Below are 18,770 nucleotides of genomic sequence, written 5' to 3'. Positions count from 1 at the left end.
GACCCAACCTACAATTAAAATGGTCACGGTAAAGCTTACAAATAAATGGCATTAGAACTAATTCAGGCTGTCGAACAAGCAGATTCTGCCGAAGGCTTGTTAAACTCCGTCAAAGCACTGGCGGCGACTCCCTCAACACAAGCAATTCCTACCTTAATTACAGTGCTCGGTTACAACAACCCAGGCGCCGCTGTTGCCGCCGTGGATGGGCTGATTCAGCTCGGAGAAGCTGCGGTGCTGCCGCTTCTAGAACAGCTTGACGGCTACAATTACGGGGCGAGAGCTTGGGCTGTTCGGGCTTTGGCGGGAATTGGCGACCCCAGGGGTTTGGAGATTTTGCTCGATGCGGCGGCGAATGACTTTGCTTTGAGCGTGCGACGGGCGGCGGTTAGGGGTTTGGGGACGATTTGCTGGGAATTGATGCCGGCAGAACAAATTGCAGATGCTCAACTTCGCGCTGTGAAAACGCTACTGCAAGCGTCCCGAGATCCAGAATGGGTGGTTCGCTACGCAGCAGCGGGGGGTTTGCAAGCTTTGGCGGGTGCTGCGACTGTTAAACCGGATTGGTTAGCGGAAGTTTCGGCCCGGCTTGAGGAAATCACCCAAAGCGATGAAACTACTTCAGTTAGGGCTCGGGCTTTGCTTGCTAAGGAAAAATTGTCACTTGGGTAGGGTTTGGGCGATCGTCTCTTCCAAGTCCCCTTGAGTGAGAGTCGTTAATATAAAGACTTCTTGTACGGTTTTGCCCTGTCTGGCGATGATTTTAAATCCCCCGCGGATGGGTACTGACACTCTTAATGTCATGCGGGGGATGTGTCCTTTAACTTTGTTGATGACCCCTGGCGTGACTGTTTGAATGCCCATTTTTAGGGTGAGGCGCTCTAAAATTGGTATCAAACCGGGAAGGTGGGTAGAGTGATTCCAAACTAGGCGGCCTTTGGGTTGTGCGTTCATAAATATTTAACCAAATTCAACATACCCAGTCTAAGCCACCCCTGGGGGGAACCAATTTGAATTTCCCTCAACTTATTTATCAATAACGTTACTGTGAGCGTCATTGCCAGCAAACGGAGACAATCTCAAACCGAGATTTTTGATTCCGGGGGCGCAAGCTAAGATTTGAGGGCGCAGAATTGTCCTGTACTTTTTGATGTTGTGGGTTGCTAACTGGCGGTTTTTCTAGTTGAGTGGCGATCGCCGCAAGCATTTCTGCGAGGCTGCAAGGTTTCTTGAGATAGCCGTCTGCTTTGAGTTCCAGGGCTTTTTCCATTTCGGAGGCTGTCATAAAAATAAACGGAATGCTGGCGGTTGCAGGGTGCGATCGCAAAACCGCGAATACTTCAAAACCGTCTAGTTCTGGCATCATGACATCAGACAAAATTAAATCGGGAATTTGGGCCGCTAACTGGATACCAACTTTTCCATTTTCGGCGCCGACAACTTCAAAACCGCGCGATGCCAGAAGTTCTAATACCGTTTCTCGAATTAAGTTGTTGTCTTCAATTACTAATATTTTGGTCATTTTTGTTACTTTTATGTTGGTTTTATTTTTACTTGTATGTTAAATTTATATCACCCGTATTTTCATAAATTCAAGTGGGCTATTGCAGCTACCCAGTTTTCGCAGCCCCGAAGCGATCGCACTAGCTCAAAATCTTTCATAAATCAATAAAAGAGTTCGGGAAAAATATCATGAAATTTATCAGCCCTAAAACAGACTTTGCCTTCAAAAAAATCTTTGGTTCCACCGACAGCCAAGACATCCTCATCAGCTTCTTAAATGCTCTAATTTACGCCGGTGAGCCAGTCATCCAAGACTTGCAAATTATTGACCCTTACTCGGCTGCTACCGTTAGCGGACTCAAAGATAGTTATTTGGATGTCAAAGCTCGAATTACGGGCAACAAGACGGTAATTATTGAAATGCAAGTTCTGAATGTAGCCGCTTTTGAAAAACGAGTCATCTACAACTTAGCCAAAACCTATGCCAACCAACTCAAAATTAGAGAAGGTTATCCTAGATTACAACCAGTAATAGCTTTGACAATTACTGATTTTGAAATGTTTAAAGAACAACCTGATGTTATTTCTCATTTTGTGTTCAAGGAAAAAGAGAAACTATTTGATTATCCCCATCTCCAAGTTGAAATGTTTTTTGTGGAATTGCCGAAATTTAAAAAACAGTTAGATGAACTCACAACTTTGACAGATAAATGGATTTATTTTCTGAAAAATACTCCCGATCTAGAAACAATACCAGCCACAATGGAAACAGTTCCAGAACTAGAAAAAGCTTTTCAAATTGCCAATGAGGCTAACTTAAGCTTGAAAGAGTTCGAGGATATGGAAGCCCAGGAAATGGCGATCGAAGAACAGCGGGGAATAATTACTAGGGGCGTAGAAGAAGGTCTGGAGCGAGCTTTGGAGCAAGCTTTGGAGCCAGCTTTGGAGCGAGCTTTGGAGCCAGCTAGGATTCAAGCGATGCAAGAAGGGATTCAAGCAGGCCGTCAAGAAGGGATTCAAGCAGGTCAAAGAGTATTAATTCTGCGTCTGCTGGAGCGACGTGTAGGAGCCGTAAATCCCGATGTAGTTTCGCGGATTGGGGAATTATCGGTTGAGCAATTAGAGAGTTTGGTGGAGGAGGTAGTAGGATTTTCTAGTTTATCCGATTTAATGGTTTGGTTGGATAGAGCAGAATAAGAGAGAGAGCGATCGCTGTGAGGTTTTTTTAGGTCGATCGACTTATAAACAGCCATATTCACAAATTTCGGGCGATCGGGTAAAATATAACTTGCTGTATCGCTATTAAGTGAGGAAAAGGATATGTCAGAATTTCTAGACTTTCTCAGACATCAGTTTGCCTACGTTGCCATTGGCGAATTTAAACCAGGAAAATTTGAAGCTGCAGAACAACTTTTTGAAAAAGCCGTTGCAACTTATGCCACAGGTTTTAAGGGAGCATACCTGCTGCAATTGCCCAATACAGACAAAGGTATTGCCATCATTTTTTGGGAAAGCGTAGAAGATATGGCAGCCAATCAAAGCGAAGCTTATCAGGAAATATTGAAGCAGATGGCGCCTTTGTTTGCGAAAATACCAGACACTGATGTTTATGAAATCGTCAGTGAAATTCAGCCCAAAAGTGAATAATTAAAAATCCTGCAATCGGCGCGTCATTCCCATGCCCATAGGCGTCTTTCGCCCGACTCCGCTGTAAATCGCAAAATCTGCTAAAGTGTTAATTTGCTTGATAGTAGCAGGAGCTATATCTCCCATAATTCGGTAACTAATATCGCCGACGCAGCCAATAAATTTACTGCGAGAATCCGTACTAACTTCTGTTCTGATATCGAAGAAACTGGGAAAAATAGCTTCTGTGAAAGTAGGTTCGATCGCCATCCGGCTGTACTTGTTCCAGCGATTAGCTAAACTGCCAAAAATACTCTCACGAGTGGGCATAGCACTATCGTAGACACCTTGCCGAAAATTAGTAGGAGTGCAAAAACTAAAAGCTATTTGGCGCTCAGTTTCCGAAGCTCTCTCGAACAATTCGGCGTAAGTACAAAAGTTGACCCAAGGCTGGTTGGATTGCGGTTCCCTCAAAATATTAGTAATGTATATATTTGTCGGGCCCAGATGCCAGGGGCGATCGAAATTGAGTTGCTGCCAAAGTTGAGTTAGGCGATCGAACAAACCGTCATCCAGCAGAGAAATGCGCCACCAAATCGGCGTATTTTCGTCAATTGCTTGCTTGTGTTCCCACTGTAGGGCCGGAGATATTGTGCGGGAAGCCGGAGGCAAAACTCTCTTTTGTCGCTGGGGCGTACTGCTTTTGTAAGCCTCTTTTCTGCTTACTTGAAACGGGCTTAAAGTGAAAGCTTTTTCATGAGATTGATCGTGCAGGTAGGCGCTCAAATCGCTATCTACAGCACTCACAAGGTTCAAAAACAAAGCGTGGAGATGTCGCCCCGTTAAAAACTGGGATGGAATTGGTGCAACTGGCAGCAGGTTTAAAACAAGGCTGTGCGGCATTTTTAAATTCTATACTGTGTCTCTATATATTTTCAGCTCGTATTAATATTACAGCTAAGTTGGCACTTAGGAATGAGAATTAAATAACTTCCACTCTTGAAAGTGGGATGGGCGTCCCGCCCGTCCTTTTTGGACGGGCGGGACGCCCATCCCACAATAACAATTAAAATTGTAAGTTATTTAATTCGCGATCCTTAGATTAAAGAATTTTAATCACGTAAGGTGCACACTCTGCACCTTACGTTGAGGGGGATTTGTGCGCCTAGTGCACCCTAGGTTTAGGTGGTGATATTGAGTGCGGGAAATTTTTAGGCGATCGAGATTTCAGGCGACAAATAAACATCTTGAATGGCGTGGAACAATTTTACGCCTTCTTCAAAGGGACGCTGAAAAGTTTTGCGGCCGGAAATTAAGCCGCAGCCGCCAGCGCGCTTGTTAATTACCGCCGTGCGAATTGCTTCTGCAAAATCGCTTTTACCGGAAGCACCGCCGGAGTTAATTAAACCCATCCTTCCCGCATAACAGTTGAGCACTTGATAGCGAGTTAGATCGATCGGGTGATCCGTTGTCAAATCGGAATAAACGCGCTTGTCGGTTTTGCCGTAACTCTTGTCGCTTGCTTTAGCAACTGCTGCATAGCCGTTGTTGCATTCGGGCAATTTCTGCTTGATAATGTCAGCTTGAATTGTCACTCCCAAGTGATTTGCTTGCCCGGTTAAATCGGCTGCAACGTGATAATCTTTGTCTTGTTTAAAGATATCGTTGCGGAGGTAGCACCACAGAATAGTCGCCATTCCGTATTCGTGAGCCTGTGCAAAAGCTTGACTGACTTCTTGGATTTGTCGCGTCGATTCCGGGGAACCAAAATAAATTGTTGCTCCGACTGCAACTGCTCCCAAATTCCACGCTTGCTCGACGGAAGCAAACATTATTTGGTCGTATTGATTGGGATAAGTCAGCAACTCGTTGTGATTGAGTTTGACAATAAAAGGGATTTTATGCGCGTACTTGCGAGATACGCTTCCCAAAACTCCCAGGGTTGTCGCGACAGCATTGCAGCCAGCCGAAATTGCTAATTTAATGATGTTTTCGCTGTCAAAATAGATGGGATTCGGTGCAAAAGAAGCGGCCGCCGAGTGTTCGATTCCTTGGTCTACGGGCAGGATGGATAAATAGCCGGTATTTGCCAAGCGTCCGCTAGAATAGAGTTGCTGAAGCGATCGCAAAACTTGAGGAGATCGATCGGTTTGAGCAAAAATGCGATCGACCCAATCCGGGCCAGGCAGGTGCAAAAAATCTTTAGAAACTTTTGCTTGATGGGTGAGCAAGTCTTCGGCTTCGTCGCCAAGCCAAGATTCGATGGAATTGGGAACTGATAGTGTAGCTGTCATACAGATTTCCCTCTCAATTTCAATTACAGGCTGATGATTGCAGACATTAACCTTGCTGACTATTGTAACGAAAAAATCATATTTTCCATCCCCTCAACGATAGACCCAGTTTTTAACAAATTAGCGACAACAGCAGCTAGGACGCGCTACTCTATAATAAGCTGGCAGTTCAGCCGGATCGGCGCTGCCAGCGATCGCCGCTCGACTCACAACTTTGCCATCACAATGTCAAATACTTACTTCGATTCTGAAAACGCTCACAAATCCTTTGAGATGCCCGGTGCTCGGCCGCATTACAATCCGGATCGCCCTGGTCAAGTAGAGCATATTTTCCTCGACTTAGTGCTGAATATTCCCAAACAAAGCTTTCGTGGCACTTGCAGCATCCGCATCAATCCAGTCCGCAGCGGTATTGACAAATTAACCTTAGATGCTGTCAACCTGAATATTAAATCAGTAAAAGTCGGCGAAATTGAGCAAAATTTCGACAGCGATGGCGAAGTGCTGCAAATTCAACTACACGAACCAACAGAAGCTTACCAACCAATTACAATTGCGATCGACTACTGGGTCGAAAAACCCCAACGTGGCCTTTATTTCGTCGGCCCGGACAAACACTATCCAGACAAACCCACTCAAGTTTGGACTCAAGGCGAAGACGAAGATTCCCGTTTCTGGTTTCCCTGTTTCGACTATCCCGGACAGTTGGCTACTTCAGAAATTCGAGTGCAAGTTCCGAGACAACTTTTTGCTATTTCCAACGGCGAATTAATTAGTACAAAAAACGAAGGCGACGATAAAATTTATCACTGGTCCCAAACCCAGGTACACCCGACGTACTTAATGACCTTAGCCGTCGGAGATTTTGCCGAAATCAAAGACGAATGGAACGGCAAACCAGTTAATTATTACGTGGAAAGAAGCCGCGAAGCAGACGCTAAGCGCAGCATGGGCAAAACGCCTCAAATGATTGAATTCTTCTCTCAAGCATTTGGCTATCCTTACCCTTTTCCCAAATATGCTCAAGTCTGCGTCGATGATTTCATCTTCGGAGGCATGGAAAATACTTCGACAACTTTGCTAACAGATAGGTGCTTGTTAGACGAACGCGCCAGCCTCGACAATCGAGGTACTGAAAGCTTAGTCGCCCACGAATTGGCTCACCAGTGGTTCGGTGATTTAGTAGTAATTAAACATTGGTCTCATGCTTGGCTAAAAGAAGGCATGGCTTCTTATTCCGAGGTGCTGTGGACTGACAAAGAATACGGCAAAGAAGACGCGGCTTACTATATGTTAAATGAAGCCCGCAATTATTTAGCTGAAGATAGTTCCCGCTACCGCCGCCCCATAGTCACTCACGTTTATCGCGAAGCCATTGAATTGTACGATCGCCATTTGTACGAAAAAGGCGCTTGCGTCTATCACATGATTCGCGCCGAGTTGGGCGACGAATTATTTTACAAAGCAATTCACACTTTTGTGCGGGATAACGCTCACAAAACTGTAGAAACGATCGATTTGCTCAGGGCGATAGAAAAGGCTACTGGTCGCAATCTCATGTTTTTGTTTGACCAGTACGTTTATCGCGGCGGTCATCCCGATTATAAAGTTGCTTATTCCTGGGATGGCGACAGCAAGTTAGCAAAAGTTACTGTTACCCAAACTCAGGTAAAAGATAGCAAGAATGGCAACAGCAACAGCAAAGATGTATTCGATTTGAAAATCCCGATCGGCTTCGGTTACAAGCCAGAAAAAGAAGCAGACGATGACAGTTATGTACGTTCTACTGCTAACCTAAAAACTTTCACAGTCCGAGTGCATGAGCGCGAGCAAAGCTTCTATTTCCCTCTCGAAGAGAAGCCTGCATTTATCAGTTTTGATGTCGGCAACAAATACTTAAAAACTGTAGCGTTAGAGTATGGAGTTGCGGAACTAAAAGCTCAGTTGCAGTTCGATCCAGACCCGGTTTCCCGGATTTACGCTGCCCAAGCTTTGGCGAAAAAGGGAGGACTGGAAGCGGTGAAAACGCTGTCAGAAGTTCTCAAGAAAGAGCCGTTCTGGGCAGTACGGGCCGAAGTTGCCGGTCAGTTAGTTGAAATTAAACTCGACCAAGTTTTTGAAGGTTTAGTAAGTGGTTTAAAAGATAAAGATGCTCGTGTTCGTCGCGCTGTGGTGAATGCGCTGGGTAAAATCCAAACTCACGAAACTTATAAAGCGCTGAGATCGATCGTCGAAAAAGGCGACGACAGCTATTATGTAGAAGCAGCAGCAGCGACTGCTATTGGCGGAATCTCAGCAGCTAACCCCGACGAAAAACCGACCGACGAACAGGTACTCAAAGAGTTAAAATTGGTGCTCAAAGAGCGTCAGGGGTGGAATGAGGTAGTGCGATCGGGTGCGATATCCGGTTTGGCGCAGATGAAAACTTCTGAAGATGCGCTGAATTTAATTTTGAAATACACAGCCGCCGGTACTCCGCAAGCTTTGCGCTTGGCTGCAATTCGCTCTTTGGGCACAATTTCGACTGGTCAAACGAAGGTCAATTTAGAACGGATTTTGCAGCGATTGGCAGAATTATCTAAAGAGACGTTTTTCTTGACTCAAGTCTCTGTAGTAGTGGGATTAGGACAAATGCAAACTCGCAAAGCCATTCGCATTTTGCGTTCTTTAGCTGACCAAACTCCCGATGGCCGCGTCCGCCGCATGGCTGATGAAGCTGTGCAAAGAGTGCAGAAAAATGCTGGTTCTGATGCAGCGGTAAAGCAGTTGCGGGAGGAATTAGACCAGGTGAAAAAGGAGAATCAAGATTTGAGGAGTCGGATGGAAAATTTGGAGGCTAAGGCGAAGAAAGATTAGGTGTAAAATCCTACCGACGCAGATAAAGGCAGATATTGGCGATCGGCTTTTATCTGCTTGTCGGTAGAGGATTTGGCGAATTTATTATAATAATATTATTGTTCAGTGGGAGTGCAGGGGAATTTCCTATTTTCGACAGACAGGAAAAGCCAAATATGTTTATTATCCAATTTATTGCTGTCTCAACTTGGGAAGTGTAGAAAATCAGGCGTGCAGTTTTTATTGTTTAGTTGGCAGCTATTAATCGGAGTTATGCACGGGTGGCGAGAAACCGGGTTTTTTACGAAAATCCTGCGCTGTAGCCCGGAGAGTCGGCAAAAAACCCGGTTTCTTTAGTCCTATGTCAATCAAGTTGCAGCAGATTTTGCAGCCAGAAATATTGCAGAAATCATGAGTATAAAAATCGCTTTACTGGTCGATCAATCAGGGGTAATTCCCTATCGCATTCAAGACGGACAAATTGAAGTAATGCTGATTACTTCTTCGGCTAGCAAGCGCTGGGTGATTCCCAAAGGATTAATTGAACCTGACATGACTCCCCAAGATTCTGCTGCCAAGGAAGCTTGGGAAGAAGCAGGTTTGTTGGGTAAAGTCTTCCCGGATTTGCTGGGAACTTACGAGTATCAAAAGTCCGGCTATACTTGTCAGGTAGAAGTATTTTTAATGCAAGTGCAAGCAGTTCTAGAAATTTGGCCGGAAGCTAGCAAGAGAAAGCGGCAGTGGGTAAGTATTCCTAAAGCAATTAAGCGGGTTAATGAACCGGAACTAAAACTCATTTTGGCGGATTTGCCAAATCGGTTCTGGTGAATAATACCCAGATATCCGACTTATTCACAAAGTCGGGTATCTAAGACTTCTCGACAAGCTGGAATCGGAAGTGCAGTCTAAGTTCAGCAATATTAAGATTAAAATGTGCGCGATTCCAGGAGTCACTTACCAGGATTTAAGTCGCCAGACAAGATTCCGCTATACGTTTCTCAAGTGGCTTGGCTCATAAGGCCCGATCGCGATCGAATTCAAAAGGAGATAAACTCATGTTTGACTACAAACTTGTTGGCAGTAAACTCCATAAAGTCATTAACTCATAATTTATGTTATAATTTAATTGCAGCTTCGTTTACCATAATAAATTGCCTTGGATTATAACTTTGATTGGAATCCCGCCAAATAAAAGCAAAATATTCGCAAGCATCAATTAAATTTTCGTTTGGCATCAACTGTTTTCCGCGATCGTTCTCAATTAACAATATATGATGAAGAACACAGTCAAGATGAAGATAGATGGATTACCATAGGCTTAGATGAAACAGGAACTTTAAGGGTTGTCATCCACACCTTTGAACAAACCGATCGCACCTCCTGTATAATTCGGATAATTTCAGCCCGCAAAGCTAATTTCACTGAAACCCAAGCTTATCAAGAGAGGAAATTATGAAATCAGAGTATGACTTTTCTTCATCAGAGCAAGGCAAGTTTTACCATCCTGATGCTACGTTTCATTATCCCATTTATCTCGAACCAGATGTCGAGGAATTTGTGACTAAGATTGCTGAGCATAAAAAGATTGAGGTTCAAGTTTTGGTCAATGAATGGCTGAGAAATAACATTAAACTAATTCAAAGTATTGAGTAGGTGAGAAACCCGGTTCCTTTTCTCAAGTGGCTTGGCTCATAATGCCCGATCGCGATCGCTCCCAGAAGGAGATAGGATCATGTTTGACTATAAACTTGTAGAAAGTAAACTCCATGAAGTCAATCGATTTTAGATTTTAGATTTTAGATTTTAGATTGAAGCCTTGACCCCACGGATAAATGCGGGGCGCAAGTTTCATCGGATACAGGTTTTTTATTTCTGGACGGATGAATCCGGGGGCTTGTATCCTGGATGCTTTCGGTCATTAACATCGTGAAACCACAACTGTCAGACACTCAAATAGAATTTATGGTTTCAAATATTCAGGCGGGCGAGTGGAATCTGGCGTTAGAGACTTTGTGCGATATTCTCATTGAAGAAGAAATTCCCATAAATTTAAAGGTTTATGAACTTTGGCAAGAAGTGGGCAATATCTTGAACATGGAACGGGAAACTTGGGAGATGTTAAAAGTCCACGTAACTCTTTGAGAATAGAATATGTAGATGCGATCGCTGCAAATCCCAGAGAAATTGCAGCAACAAGTCCAGATGCCTTAATACAGATTAAGCGTTAGCTGACAGAAAAGGAATACTTTCGGCTAAGTTATCCTTAACTTCAATTCCCTGTTTTCTCGCCCAAAACTGGCTCAAAAAGTGAATTTGCCGCAAGCCCACAACTAAATTTAAACCGGGTACAAAAAGCCACCAAACTGTTAGCGGTTCTTTGATTCCTTCTTGGCGGTACAATTCATTAACTGTCTTGTAAAGTTTGAACTGCACGATGTAAATCCAAGCAATACCCAGCAAGGAAAACCAACCAAACCATCCGGGAACGTCAGGATCGAATATCCGCAAAGCTTGGGGGACGGCTACTCCTAAAACAAAGGGAAGCAAGCAAAGAGTTCCCGACCAACCGCTGCCGTTATAGCGACGCAATTCTTCTTGAATAATCCATTTGTACCATCCGTAATATAGCAGCAAGCTGACTCCAGACAGCAAAATTACTCGCCACAAAGAGCGCGGTTTACCTAAAGGTTTGTCGGACATATTTAGATGTAAGATATGAATGGCTATCTTGATTGTATTAACATTTGTTAATTATTGCAAAATCATTTCTCGAATCGATCGCGCTGTTGCAGGGGCCAGCAGAACACCGTTGCGATAGTGGCCACTGGCGATGAGAATGCGATCGTTACCGGGAAGCGTCTCGATAATTGGGGCCGGCCGCCCTTCCGGCCGCGGGCGCAATCCTGACCATTTCCTGATGATTGAGGCGAATGCTAAGGCCGGACAAAGGGATCTCGCCCTCGCCATCACTTGCGCCAACATATCAGCATTCGCCTGAATTTCCCCGCCATTTTCGGAAAACTCCACCGTCGCCCCCACCCAAAATTCCTGATTTCCCACAGGCACAATGTGAACGTCATCGCAAGTAATTACCGGGCTAAAATCTGGGTTTCCTACAGGATGGGGCGTCAGCAAATGCAGCGCTTGTCCCAACACCGGGCGAATGTCAACCAACTGATTTAACGATGCAGTCACAGCAGCAGAACCCAAACCAGCCGCCACAATTAGTCGATCGAAATTTTCAGCAACAGGCAAGATGCCTGTTCCACAAGACTTATTGACAGCAATGGAAGATGCGAGTTGAATCTCAGACACCTGAGAATCCAACTCAGTAATGCCTTGAACTTCCACTCCAAACTCAAAATTAACTCCTTTGAGTTTAGCAGCATCAACCAAAGCCAAAGTTAGCGCCGTCGGATCGACTTGCCGGTCTTGAGGGGAATAAATCGCAGCAATAATCCGATCGTTTAAAGATAGATGAGGGCAGCGAGCTCGCACTCGTTCCCGATCCCAAAGTTCCAATTTCCAACCTTGAGACTCACGAGTTGCTATCAACTTTTCCCACTTACTTAAATCCTCTCCCTCCGAACAAAGCATTAAAATTCCTTGTTTGTTAAAAGGAATTTTTCGCCCCGTAACTGCTTCCAATTCTGGAATCAAAGTTTCGTAGCGCTGAAGGCTAGTTTCCCTCAACTGCCAATTTCTGCCCTTAGTTTTGTGGCTGATAACTCCCATCAAAACACCGAGTGCAGCGCCAGTAGAACCTTGTGCCGGCGGCTGTTTGTCTAACACAGTAACTTTCAGTTCGGGAAATTGACTTAGTTCAAAGGCGATCGAAGCCCCAACAATACCGCAACCAATAATTGCAACACGAACCATTCAATTTTAGATTTTAGATTTTAGATTTTATAGAAGTTTCTTGTAGTTTTTCCTAGGGTGCATACGAAGCAGATTATCTTCTCGCATTGGTGTCAACTTAAGGTATAACTCATAGTCCGACAGGGGTTGAAACAAGAGCCTCAAAGCGAAAGTCCTAGCTATGAGGACTAATGAGTTCTTCAGTCCTCTTTGAGAGGACTTTCGCTATGAGACAGGGAATTCATTCCCTGGCGGACTGTCGGGTCAGTGGGAGGAATGGCGGACTCAAAGCTTAAGTTGACACTAATAATCTTCTCGGTTATCCGTAGGCACTCTACGCCAAGCCCAAAAGTTATTAAGCTTTAGGAATTAGCTGCAAGAAGGCATCGAAATCACTGACAGCTTTTTGATAGCTGGCCGTGACTTTTGCATAGTCAAGGTCTTTAGCAGCAAGATCGATGTTAACCAAATCGGCAAACAAACTCTTGGTCAAATCAACAGCTTGTTGTTGAGAACTAGGCAACAAACTCGCAGAGACGGTTTTCATGGTGTTCCGCAAGTCGCCTAGAGGCCCGTGAATGTAAGTTCTGGTATCAACCCAATTCCGTTTTTGAATTAGGGTGCCCAATTTGTCCATGCGCGATCGGAACTCTGTCAGAGTAGGAACATAGCGCTGAATTTGCTGGATTTGGGCTGTTGTGTAAGTCGTTGGAACTTTTGCTTCGACACTGCTGCAACTAACCAGAAATGCCATCAAAAACGCCATCATCAAGGCAAAAATTGAACGGGGACGAGTCATGTCGATTTTAGATTTTAGATTTTAGATTTTAGATTGCTCGTTGCGAGCGGGCACAGGGCGGGTACGGGGTTGCTCGTGTTCGTTCCAAGGCTCTGCCTGAAAACGCAGATGCTTTGGCTCTGCTTCGCTGACCCAGCACCGAGAGTTATGTACAAAATATTATTTTACCTCCTGGCGGCGCAGAAAAGTTATCACAGCATCGCCAACTTTTTCTGACCAATGTTCTTGAGGATAATGCCCCGCTTGTTCCAGTGTGACTAACTCTGCATTTTGCAGGGAACCTACTAGCTTTTGAACAGGTTCAACACTCAGCCAAGGATCTGTCAAACCCCAGACAAATAAAGTTGGTCTAGTCCATCCTTTCAAGCCGGATTCAATTTCGGCCATTGACTGCGGCAATTGAATATTGCGGACTGTATTCATTAGCGATCGACCTGCATCCGAACTCTTCAAAAACGGGCGGCGGTAAACATCTAAATCCTTGTCTGATATTGTCTGGCCGCTGCCACCTTCGAGAGTTCTGTCAACCAAAAGCGGGTCTTGCGTCATCATGTCGCCAATAAAAGGCAGCCCCAACTGCTGCATTTTCCAAGGCAATTTTATATTTCCTGAAACTGGTGTATTGATAACGGCTAGACGCTCAATTTTATCGGGATTGCGTAAAGCGTATTGAATGCCGGCTGAAGCTAAAAATCCTTGGACAACGAGGTAAAATCGGTCTAATTCTATAGCTTGAATAAAGCCAGCGAGGGCGTCAACAAAAGCATCGGGAGTGTAGGCAAAGTCGCGCTTGTCTGGTTTTGTCGATCGCCCGTAACCCACCCAATCTGGGGCGATCGATCTAAATCCGCTTGCCGCCAAATCCGGCATCATTACAGTCCAGGTAAAACTCTGGGACGGCAAACCGTGCAGCAGCAGTACGGGGGGTTTACCAGTTTCGTTAACCGGATTTGTTTCCCGATAAAACCATTGCAGCGGGCCTACTTCAACTATTTTCTCATCAATTGACATTATTTTACTGGTTATTTATCAAACAATAAGGCGGGGATTCCCCGCCCTACTTACCTAATAGTTGGGTGTGCACATAGTACCTTACCCAACTAATTACAGCCGCGTTTAGAAATTCATTTCAGCAGCTTGAACTTTTTCGACCTGTTTCTTCTTGAGAACCAGCATAATTTGAGCCAGCATGGTCAAAGCTACGAAAGCCATCAATCCTTTAACGCGATCGGCACTTTGCAGCACAATCTCCACGTCTTTTTGACCAAAGCCGCCCACATTAGGATTATTGGTCAAAAGTTCGCCTGCTGCAACTGTTTGTCCTTCGGTAACAATCAGTTCTGGGCCTGCGGGAATCGTATCAACAACTGCTGCACCTTCTGCAGGTTGAATGGTCACTTCATAACCGCCAGCTTCCGGTTGAGCAATCTTAGAAATGCTGCCAGCTACCGAAGCATTGTAAACAGTATTATTGCTCTTTTCGCCAGTAGGATAAACCTGACCGCGGCCGCGGTTGCCACCCACATAAATTTGGTATTTGCCGTAGTGAACGGACTTGTCAGTTGCCGGATTCGGCGACAAAACTGGGAATACCAATTCTTTGTACTGTTCTCCCGGTACTGGGCCGACTAAAACAATATTTTCTTGGGTTTCGCTGTAAGGTTGGAAGTAAAGATCGCCGACTTTTTCCTTCATTTCTTCGGGAATTCTGTCAGCGGGAGCAATCTTGAAACCTTCGGGCAACATCACAACTGCGCCGACATTCAAGCCACCTTTGCTGCCGTCGCCGACAACTTGTTGCACGCTAGTATCGTAGGGAATCTTGACAATAGCTTCAAAAACTGTGTCAGGCAAAACAGATTGCGGTACTTCAACTTCAGTCGGTTTTGCACCGAGGTGACAGTTAGCGCAAACAATGCGACCTGTTGCTTCGCGGGGAGTAGCGGGTGCTGTTTGCTGTGCCCAGAAAGGGTAAGCAAATGCTGCTTGGGGAAGTGCGATGTCGCTGGTTAGGAAAAATCCTGCGGCTACGATCGCAATTAAGGCTGTTTTCGCGATCGTCCTGGCACTGCGGCGAAATATCGCAGATAAATTAGTTTGTGGCATTAGAGTATTCAATCTCAAAGGTCAGACAATGCGTGAATTTTAGATTTTGAATTTTGGATTTTGGATTTCGGATTATTAGACTGTTTTAGGGATGCAATTATCTTGGATTTTCACCGCTGACCCCAATCTAAAATCTAAAATCTAAAATCCAAAATTGTTTAAGACCACCAAGGTGCTTCGCCGGTGCGGAAATCAGTTTCCTTCCAAGTTGTAAAAGCGATTTTGTCATCTGCGACAGTGGCGTGGGCCAGGGCCAGAGACAAAGGCGCGGGGCCGCGCACCACTTTGCCCTCATTGTTGTATTGAGAACCGTGGCAAGGACAGATAAACTTGTTTTCGCTAACATTCCAAGGCACGACGCAGCCCAAGTGAGTGCAGACTGCATTGATGCCGTAGTCAGCGAGAGATAAGTCTTCTTTCACCACAACATAGGTGGGGTCGCCTTTGAGACCTTGGGCTAAGCTGCGATCGCCCGCAGGGTGCGAAGCCAAATATTCGCTAACGATGATGTCGTTACCCAAAGCATCTTTAGCTGTCACTCCGCCACCAACTGCCCCACTCGCTGGAGGAACAAAATATTGGACAACGGGATAGAGTGCGCCCAGTGCCACACCTGTGACTGTACCGAACGTCAGCAAATTCATAAATTGGCGACGCCCCATATCGGGGACATCGGGATTTCCAGCAGAAGATTGAGCCATGACCTGCCTTTACGGTTTTAAGTTACGTTTGTTTGTTAGCTGTTAGCGAACTTGTACGTGCAGAGGAAGGAGGATAATTGCCGTTAATCTGCTCGCACAAATTTTAGGCCGCGAAAATTCCTTTTAAGAATGCGCCTTCCAGCCTTTATTAGAGTATTATTACATTTTTTGAACTTTGTCTTTTATTGTTTAATGGATTAACTCAGGAGCAACCATGACGGGCCAGGATTTACACCAGCTACTGCTAGAAAAATGGGGAAAGTCTTACGATATCAGATTGCGGCGAACGCGGGGCAAGATTTTTGTGCAAGTTATGTGGAAATATCTAGAACAGGCATCTTTTCCGATGACGGAGGCTGATTATTTTGAGCATTTGGATGCGGTGGCCAATTACCTCAACGGCTGGGGGAGTACAGAACAGGTGAGAGAATATATCGTAACTACTCGCGATCGCCCGCGCTTGGGTAAAGCTGTCAGCGTTCCTCTAGATTTGGGTGAAAGAGCCTCGGAGTGGTTGCTAGACGAGTTTTGAATCAGTCATTAGTCCTCAGTCATTAGTCCTCAGTCATCAGTCCTCAGTCATTAGCCCTCAGTCATATCAAATCCAGTTAGATCCGAATGATACCGGAGTGCGAGCCTCCCCGCTTGGCTGCGCCGGGGGAAACCAAAGCGCTACATCCTTTTGATACCGGAGTGCGAGCGTCCCCCCCCGCTTTGAGAAACTAGAGCGATCGCGATCTGTGCTCGCACCAGCTCTTGTGTGGCGGGATTTCCGGCGCGCGCTATGGGCTGTGGGATTTAAATGCCGCAACAGCTTGTGGGGCTTTTTAGGGGCTTTTTTAATTTTGGGCGATCGTCCTTCATGCTTACCAAAATCATCCGAACCAATTTCTGTCAACAATTTCACCTACAATGAGTGTCAGATATCTTGTGAAATTTAGGAGAATGTTGTAATGGGTGTTGCACTGGGAATGGTTGAAGTCTTAGGATTTCCCGCTGCAGTAGAAGTTGCGGACTCAATGGTGAAAGCAGCCCGTGTTACTTTAGTTCGCTATGAGAAAATAACCCGCGCCTACTGGACAATTATAGTGCGAGGAGATGTCTCTGAAGTGCAAGCAGCCGTTGCTGCTGGAATTGAATCAGTTAAAAAGGTCGATGGCGGAAAGTTGCTATCGTATCACATAATTGCTCGTCCCCACGAGAATCTGGATTACATTTTGCCGATCGGCTACACTCCTGAAGTCGAACAGTTCCGAATGTAGTCAGTCGATTTTAGATTTTAGATTTTAGATTTTAGATTTACTTTTGTATTGAATCTGAGAGCTTGAAACTTAGTCTAAAATTTTGGGTGTTCCACTCCTTAAGTCGCGGGATTTTACCTGCTTTTACGCGGGATCAAAGTTTTGACAAAACTTTGGTGTGGAATTTTAACTTTTAGTAATTATAGAGGCGCGGGCGATCGCGTCTCTATATTTTTTTGCTGAGAGTCGATCGATCTTTCGGTGGAGTTTTTACCGCCCTAAAAGCTTTACCAAACCAACCCCGCCAAAATACAAGCTCAGCACCGCACCTCCTAAAAGACTTTGCGTTAAAGGATCGGTAGAAGGCGTTAAAACCGCTCCCAAAACTGCCGCTCCCAAGACTACATACCGCCAGCCGGAAAGCATTTGGTTGGAAGAAACTATGCCCAAAACACCGAGCAATACTTGGAGAATCGGGATTTGAAAAGCTAAGCCGGTGCTGAACATTAACAGCAGCACAAATTTAAAGTATTTGTCGATCGACCACAACTGCTCTACAACATCAGCCCCATAGCTAACAAAGAAGTTGAGCGCCGCCGGAATCAGAGCAATGTAAGCAAAGACTAAACCGCCCAAAAATAGGAAACTCGAACCGAAAAACACAGGCCCCAGCAACCTGCGTTCTTTGCGAGTCAAGCCGGGGAGAACAAACAGCGCTATCTGGTAAAAAATAAACGGACTGGCGATGAGCAAACCGCTGTATCCGGCTACTTCGATAGAAACAAAGAAATACTCGCCGGGAGCTAGTTGCAGAAACTTGACGGGCCCGGCGGGTACTTCTAGCAATTGTACGATAGGTTTAACTGTGAAAAAGCAACCGATTACAGCGATTACTACTGCAATTAGCGAGTAAAAAAGTCGCTGTCGCAATTCTTCTAAATGGTCGAACAAAGACATTTCAACTTCGTCGGGAAGTTCATCGAGATATTCATTTTCTAGGTTGCGGGAACCCAGAAAACTGTCGGCGATTAGTGCAATGTTATTTTCCGGGATAACTGCTTTGTCTTCTAAGTTACTGACACCCTCGAAATCATCGGCGATTGGTGCAATGCTATTTTTAGCTCTAACTTTTTTATCTTCTAAGTTACTGACATCCACTAAATCATCGGCGATTGGGGCAATGCTATTTTCCTCGCTAACTGCTTCGTCTTCTAAGTTACTGACATCCACTAAATCATCGGCGATTGGTGCAATGCTATTTTTAGCTCTAACTTTTTTATCTTCTAAGTTACTGACATCCACTAAATCATCGGCGATGGGTGCAATGCTATTTTCTTCGCTAACTGCTTCGTCTTCTAAGTTACTGACAGCCTCTAAATCATCGGCGATGGGTGCAATGCTATTTTCCTCGCTAACTGCTTCGTCTTCTAAGTTACTGACAGCCTCTAAATCATCGGCGATGGGTGCAATGCTATTTCCTTCGCTAACTTCTTCGTCTTCTAAGTTACTGACAGCCTCTAAATCATCGGCGATGGGTGCAATGCTATTTCCCTCGCTAACTTGTTCTAGGTTGTTGTCGGAACCTTGTTCGGATGTCTCCAAGTCTGAGGGCACAGTCATAGGAAATTGGTAATTGGTAAGGGGTATTGGGAAGAGGAAAGGGGTAATTGGAAAGTGGTAATTAATTGGAAATTGGAAATTGAGAATAGTTATTTCATAATTGCTCCGACTTCCTTCTTCATTCTTTATTCTGACATCAGCAGTAGAAGGAACGATCGATAATTAATCCGTGTATCCATGTCAAAAT

General features: G+C 45.0%; 22 protein-coding genes. 10 read left to right on the top strand and 12 right to left on the bottom strand.

Features of this window, described 5'->3' with window-relative positions; all coding sequences use genetic code 11:
* Positions 1-45: 45 nt before the first annotated feature.
* Positions 46-672 (top strand): HEAT repeat domain-containing protein, encoded by a 627-nt coding sequence (locus QT987_RS07845; RefSeq protein ID WP_333238757.1) that lies wholly within the window; start codon positions 46-48, stop codon positions 670-672.
* On the opposite strand, the gene QT987_RS07840 is transcribed toward QT987_RS07845, so the two are convergent.
* On the bottom strand, positions 661-954 hold the full coding sequence (locus QT987_RS07840; protein WP_333055302.1) for a DUF2103 domain-containing protein: 294 nt from the start codon (positions 952-954) through the stop codon (positions 661-663). The genes QT987_RS07845 and QT987_RS07840 overlap by 12 nt on opposite strands.
* A gap of 100 nt (positions 955-1,054) precedes the next feature.
* Positions 1,055-1,522, bottom strand: a complete 468-nt coding sequence (locus QT987_RS07835; RefSeq protein ID WP_333238755.1) for a response regulator — start codon at positions 1,520-1,522, stop codon at positions 1,055-1,057.
* 170 nt (positions 1,523-1,692) lie between these two features.
* On the opposite strand from QT987_RS07835, the gene QT987_RS07830 reads away from it, so the two are divergent.
* Together QT987_RS07830 and QT987_RS07825 are read left to right on the top strand one after the other, a co-directional pair.
* Positions 1,693-2,700, top strand: coding sequence for an Rpn family recombination-promoting nuclease/putative transposase (locus QT987_RS07830; RefSeq protein WP_333238752.1), 1,008 nt, complete (start codon positions 1,693-1,695; stop codon positions 2,698-2,700).
* Between the two features lie 123 nt (positions 2,701-2,823).
* Positions 2,824-3,150 (top strand): antibiotic biosynthesis monooxygenase, encoded by a 327-nt coding sequence (locus tag QT987_RS07825; protein ID WP_333055299.1) that lies wholly within the window; start codon positions 2,824-2,826, stop codon positions 3,148-3,150.
* Here QT987_RS07825 and cas6 read toward each other — a convergent pair whose 3' ends face one another.
* A complete protein-coding gene (gene cas6, locus QT987_RS07820) occupies positions 3,151-4,032 on the bottom strand; it encodes a CRISPR-associated endoribonuclease Cas6 (RefSeq protein WP_333238750.1) in 882 nt (293 codons plus the stop codon).
* 308 nt (positions 4,033-4,340) lie between these two features.
* The gene (locus QT987_RS07815; RefSeq protein WP_333238748.1) at positions 4,341-5,423 is read right to left on the bottom strand and encodes a class I fructose-bisphosphate aldolase; all 1,083 of its coding nucleotides are present in this window, start codon (positions 5,421-5,423) and stop codon (positions 4,341-4,343) included.
* Between the two features lie 225 nt (positions 5,424-5,648).
* Here QT987_RS07815 and QT987_RS07810 point away from each other — a divergent pair, with 225 nt between their 5' ends.
* The 5 genes from QT987_RS07810 to QT987_RS07790 all read left to right on the top strand — a co-directional run bounded on the left by QT987_RS07810 (position 5,649) and on the right by QT987_RS07790 (position 10,400).
* A complete protein-coding gene (locus QT987_RS07810; RefSeq protein ID WP_333238870.1) occupies positions 5,649-8,279 on the top strand; it encodes a M1 family metallopeptidase in 2,631 nt (876 codons plus the stop codon).
* A 390-nt stretch (positions 8,280-8,669) separates the two neighbouring features.
* Positions 8,670-9,086 carry an NUDIX hydrolase gene (locus tag QT987_RS07805; protein WP_333055295.1) on the top strand — a complete coding sequence of 139 codons (417 nt, stop codon included), beginning with the start codon at positions 8,670-8,672 and terminating at the stop codon, positions 9,084-9,086.
* Between the two features lie 373 nt (positions 9,087-9,459).
* Positions 9,460-9,714: a BrnT family toxin gene (locus tag QT987_RS07800; protein ID WP_333238868.1), complete on the top strand. Its 255-nt coding sequence runs from the start codon at positions 9,460-9,462 to the stop codon at positions 9,712-9,714.
* Complete coding sequence (locus QT987_RS07795) at positions 9,711-9,911, top strand: hypothetical protein (RefSeq protein WP_333144455.1); 201 nt, start codon at positions 9,711-9,713, stop codon at positions 9,909-9,911. The genes QT987_RS07800 and QT987_RS07795 overlap by 4 nt, the downstream gene beginning before the upstream one ends.
* A gap of 252 nt (positions 9,912-10,163) precedes the next feature.
* Complete coding sequence (locus QT987_RS07790) at positions 10,164-10,400, top strand: MafI family immunity protein (RefSeq protein WP_333238746.1); 237 nt, start codon at positions 10,164-10,166, stop codon at positions 10,398-10,400.
* Positions 10,401-10,475: 75 nt separating this feature from the next.
* Here the strand turns inward: QT987_RS07790 and QT987_RS07785 are convergent, their stop codons facing one another.
* The 6 genes from QT987_RS07785 to petC form a co-directional block, all read right to left on the bottom strand.
* Positions 10,476-10,958, bottom strand: a complete 483-nt coding sequence (locus QT987_RS07785) for a hypothetical protein (RefSeq protein ID WP_333124045.1) — start codon at positions 10,956-10,958, stop codon at positions 10,476-10,478.
* A gap of 51 nt (positions 10,959-11,009) precedes the next feature.
* On the bottom strand, positions 11,010-12,137 hold the full coding sequence (locus tag QT987_RS07780) for an FAD-dependent oxidoreductase (RefSeq protein ID WP_333238744.1): 1,128 nt from the start codon (positions 12,135-12,137) through the stop codon (positions 11,010-11,012).
* A gap of 334 nt (positions 12,138-12,471) precedes the next feature.
* A complete protein-coding gene (gene psbQ / locus QT987_RS07775; RefSeq protein WP_333238742.1) occupies positions 12,472-12,915 on the bottom strand; it encodes a photosystem II protein PsbQ in 444 nt (147 codons plus the stop codon).
* 159 nt (positions 12,916-13,074) lie between these two features.
* Positions 13,075-13,926, bottom strand: coding sequence for an alpha/beta fold hydrolase (locus QT987_RS07770; RefSeq protein ID WP_333238740.1), 852 nt, complete (start codon positions 13,924-13,926; stop codon positions 13,075-13,077).
* A 105-nt stretch (positions 13,927-14,031) separates the two neighbouring features.
* The gene (petA, locus tag QT987_RS07765) at positions 14,032-15,021 is read right to left on the bottom strand and encodes a cytochrome f (RefSeq protein ID WP_333238738.1); all 990 of its coding nucleotides are present in this window, start codon (positions 15,019-15,021) and stop codon (positions 14,032-14,034) included.
* A gap of 158 nt (positions 15,022-15,179) precedes the next feature.
* Complete coding sequence (petC, locus tag QT987_RS07760) at positions 15,180-15,722, bottom strand: cytochrome b6-f complex iron-sulfur subunit (RefSeq protein WP_333238736.1); 543 nt, start codon at positions 15,720-15,722, stop codon at positions 15,180-15,182.
* Positions 15,723-15,936: 214 nt separating this feature from the next.
* Here petC and QT987_RS07755 point away from each other — a divergent pair, with 214 nt between their 5' ends.
* Positions 15,937-16,254, top strand: coding sequence for a DUF3067 family protein (locus QT987_RS07755; protein ID WP_333036983.1), 318 nt, complete (start codon positions 15,937-15,939; stop codon positions 16,252-16,254).
* Positions 16,255-16,320: 66 nt separating this feature from the next.
* Here the strand turns inward: QT987_RS07755 and QT987_RS07750 are convergent, their stop codons facing one another.
* Positions 16,321-16,623, bottom strand: coding sequence for a hypothetical protein (locus QT987_RS07750; RefSeq protein ID WP_333238734.1), 303 nt, complete (start codon positions 16,621-16,623; stop codon positions 16,321-16,323).
* A 52-nt stretch (positions 16,624-16,675) separates the two neighbouring features.
* On the opposite strand from QT987_RS07750, the gene QT987_RS07745 reads away from it, so the two are divergent.
* On the top strand, positions 16,676-16,984 hold the full coding sequence (locus tag QT987_RS07745) for a carbon dioxide-concentrating mechanism protein CcmK (RefSeq protein WP_333044070.1): 309 nt from the start codon (positions 16,676-16,678) through the stop codon (positions 16,982-16,984).
* 249 nt (positions 16,985-17,233) lie between these two features.
* On the opposite strand, the gene tatC is transcribed toward QT987_RS07745, so the two are convergent.
* Positions 17,234-18,001 carry a twin-arginine translocase subunit TatC gene (gene tatC / locus QT987_RS07740; protein WP_333238865.1) on the bottom strand — a complete coding sequence of 256 codons (768 nt, stop codon included), beginning with the start codon at positions 17,999-18,001 and terminating at the stop codon, positions 17,234-17,236.
* Between the last annotated feature and the right edge of the window lie 769 nt (positions 18,002-18,770).

The organism is Microcoleus sp. SVA1B4, assembly GCF_036700545.1.
Classification (GTDB): Bacteria; Cyanobacteriota; Cyanobacteriia; order Cyanobacteriales; family Microcoleaceae; genus Microcoleus.
The sequence above is the reverse complement of the archived record's forward strand: the minus strand, read 5'-3'. Positions and strand labels throughout refer to the sequence as shown.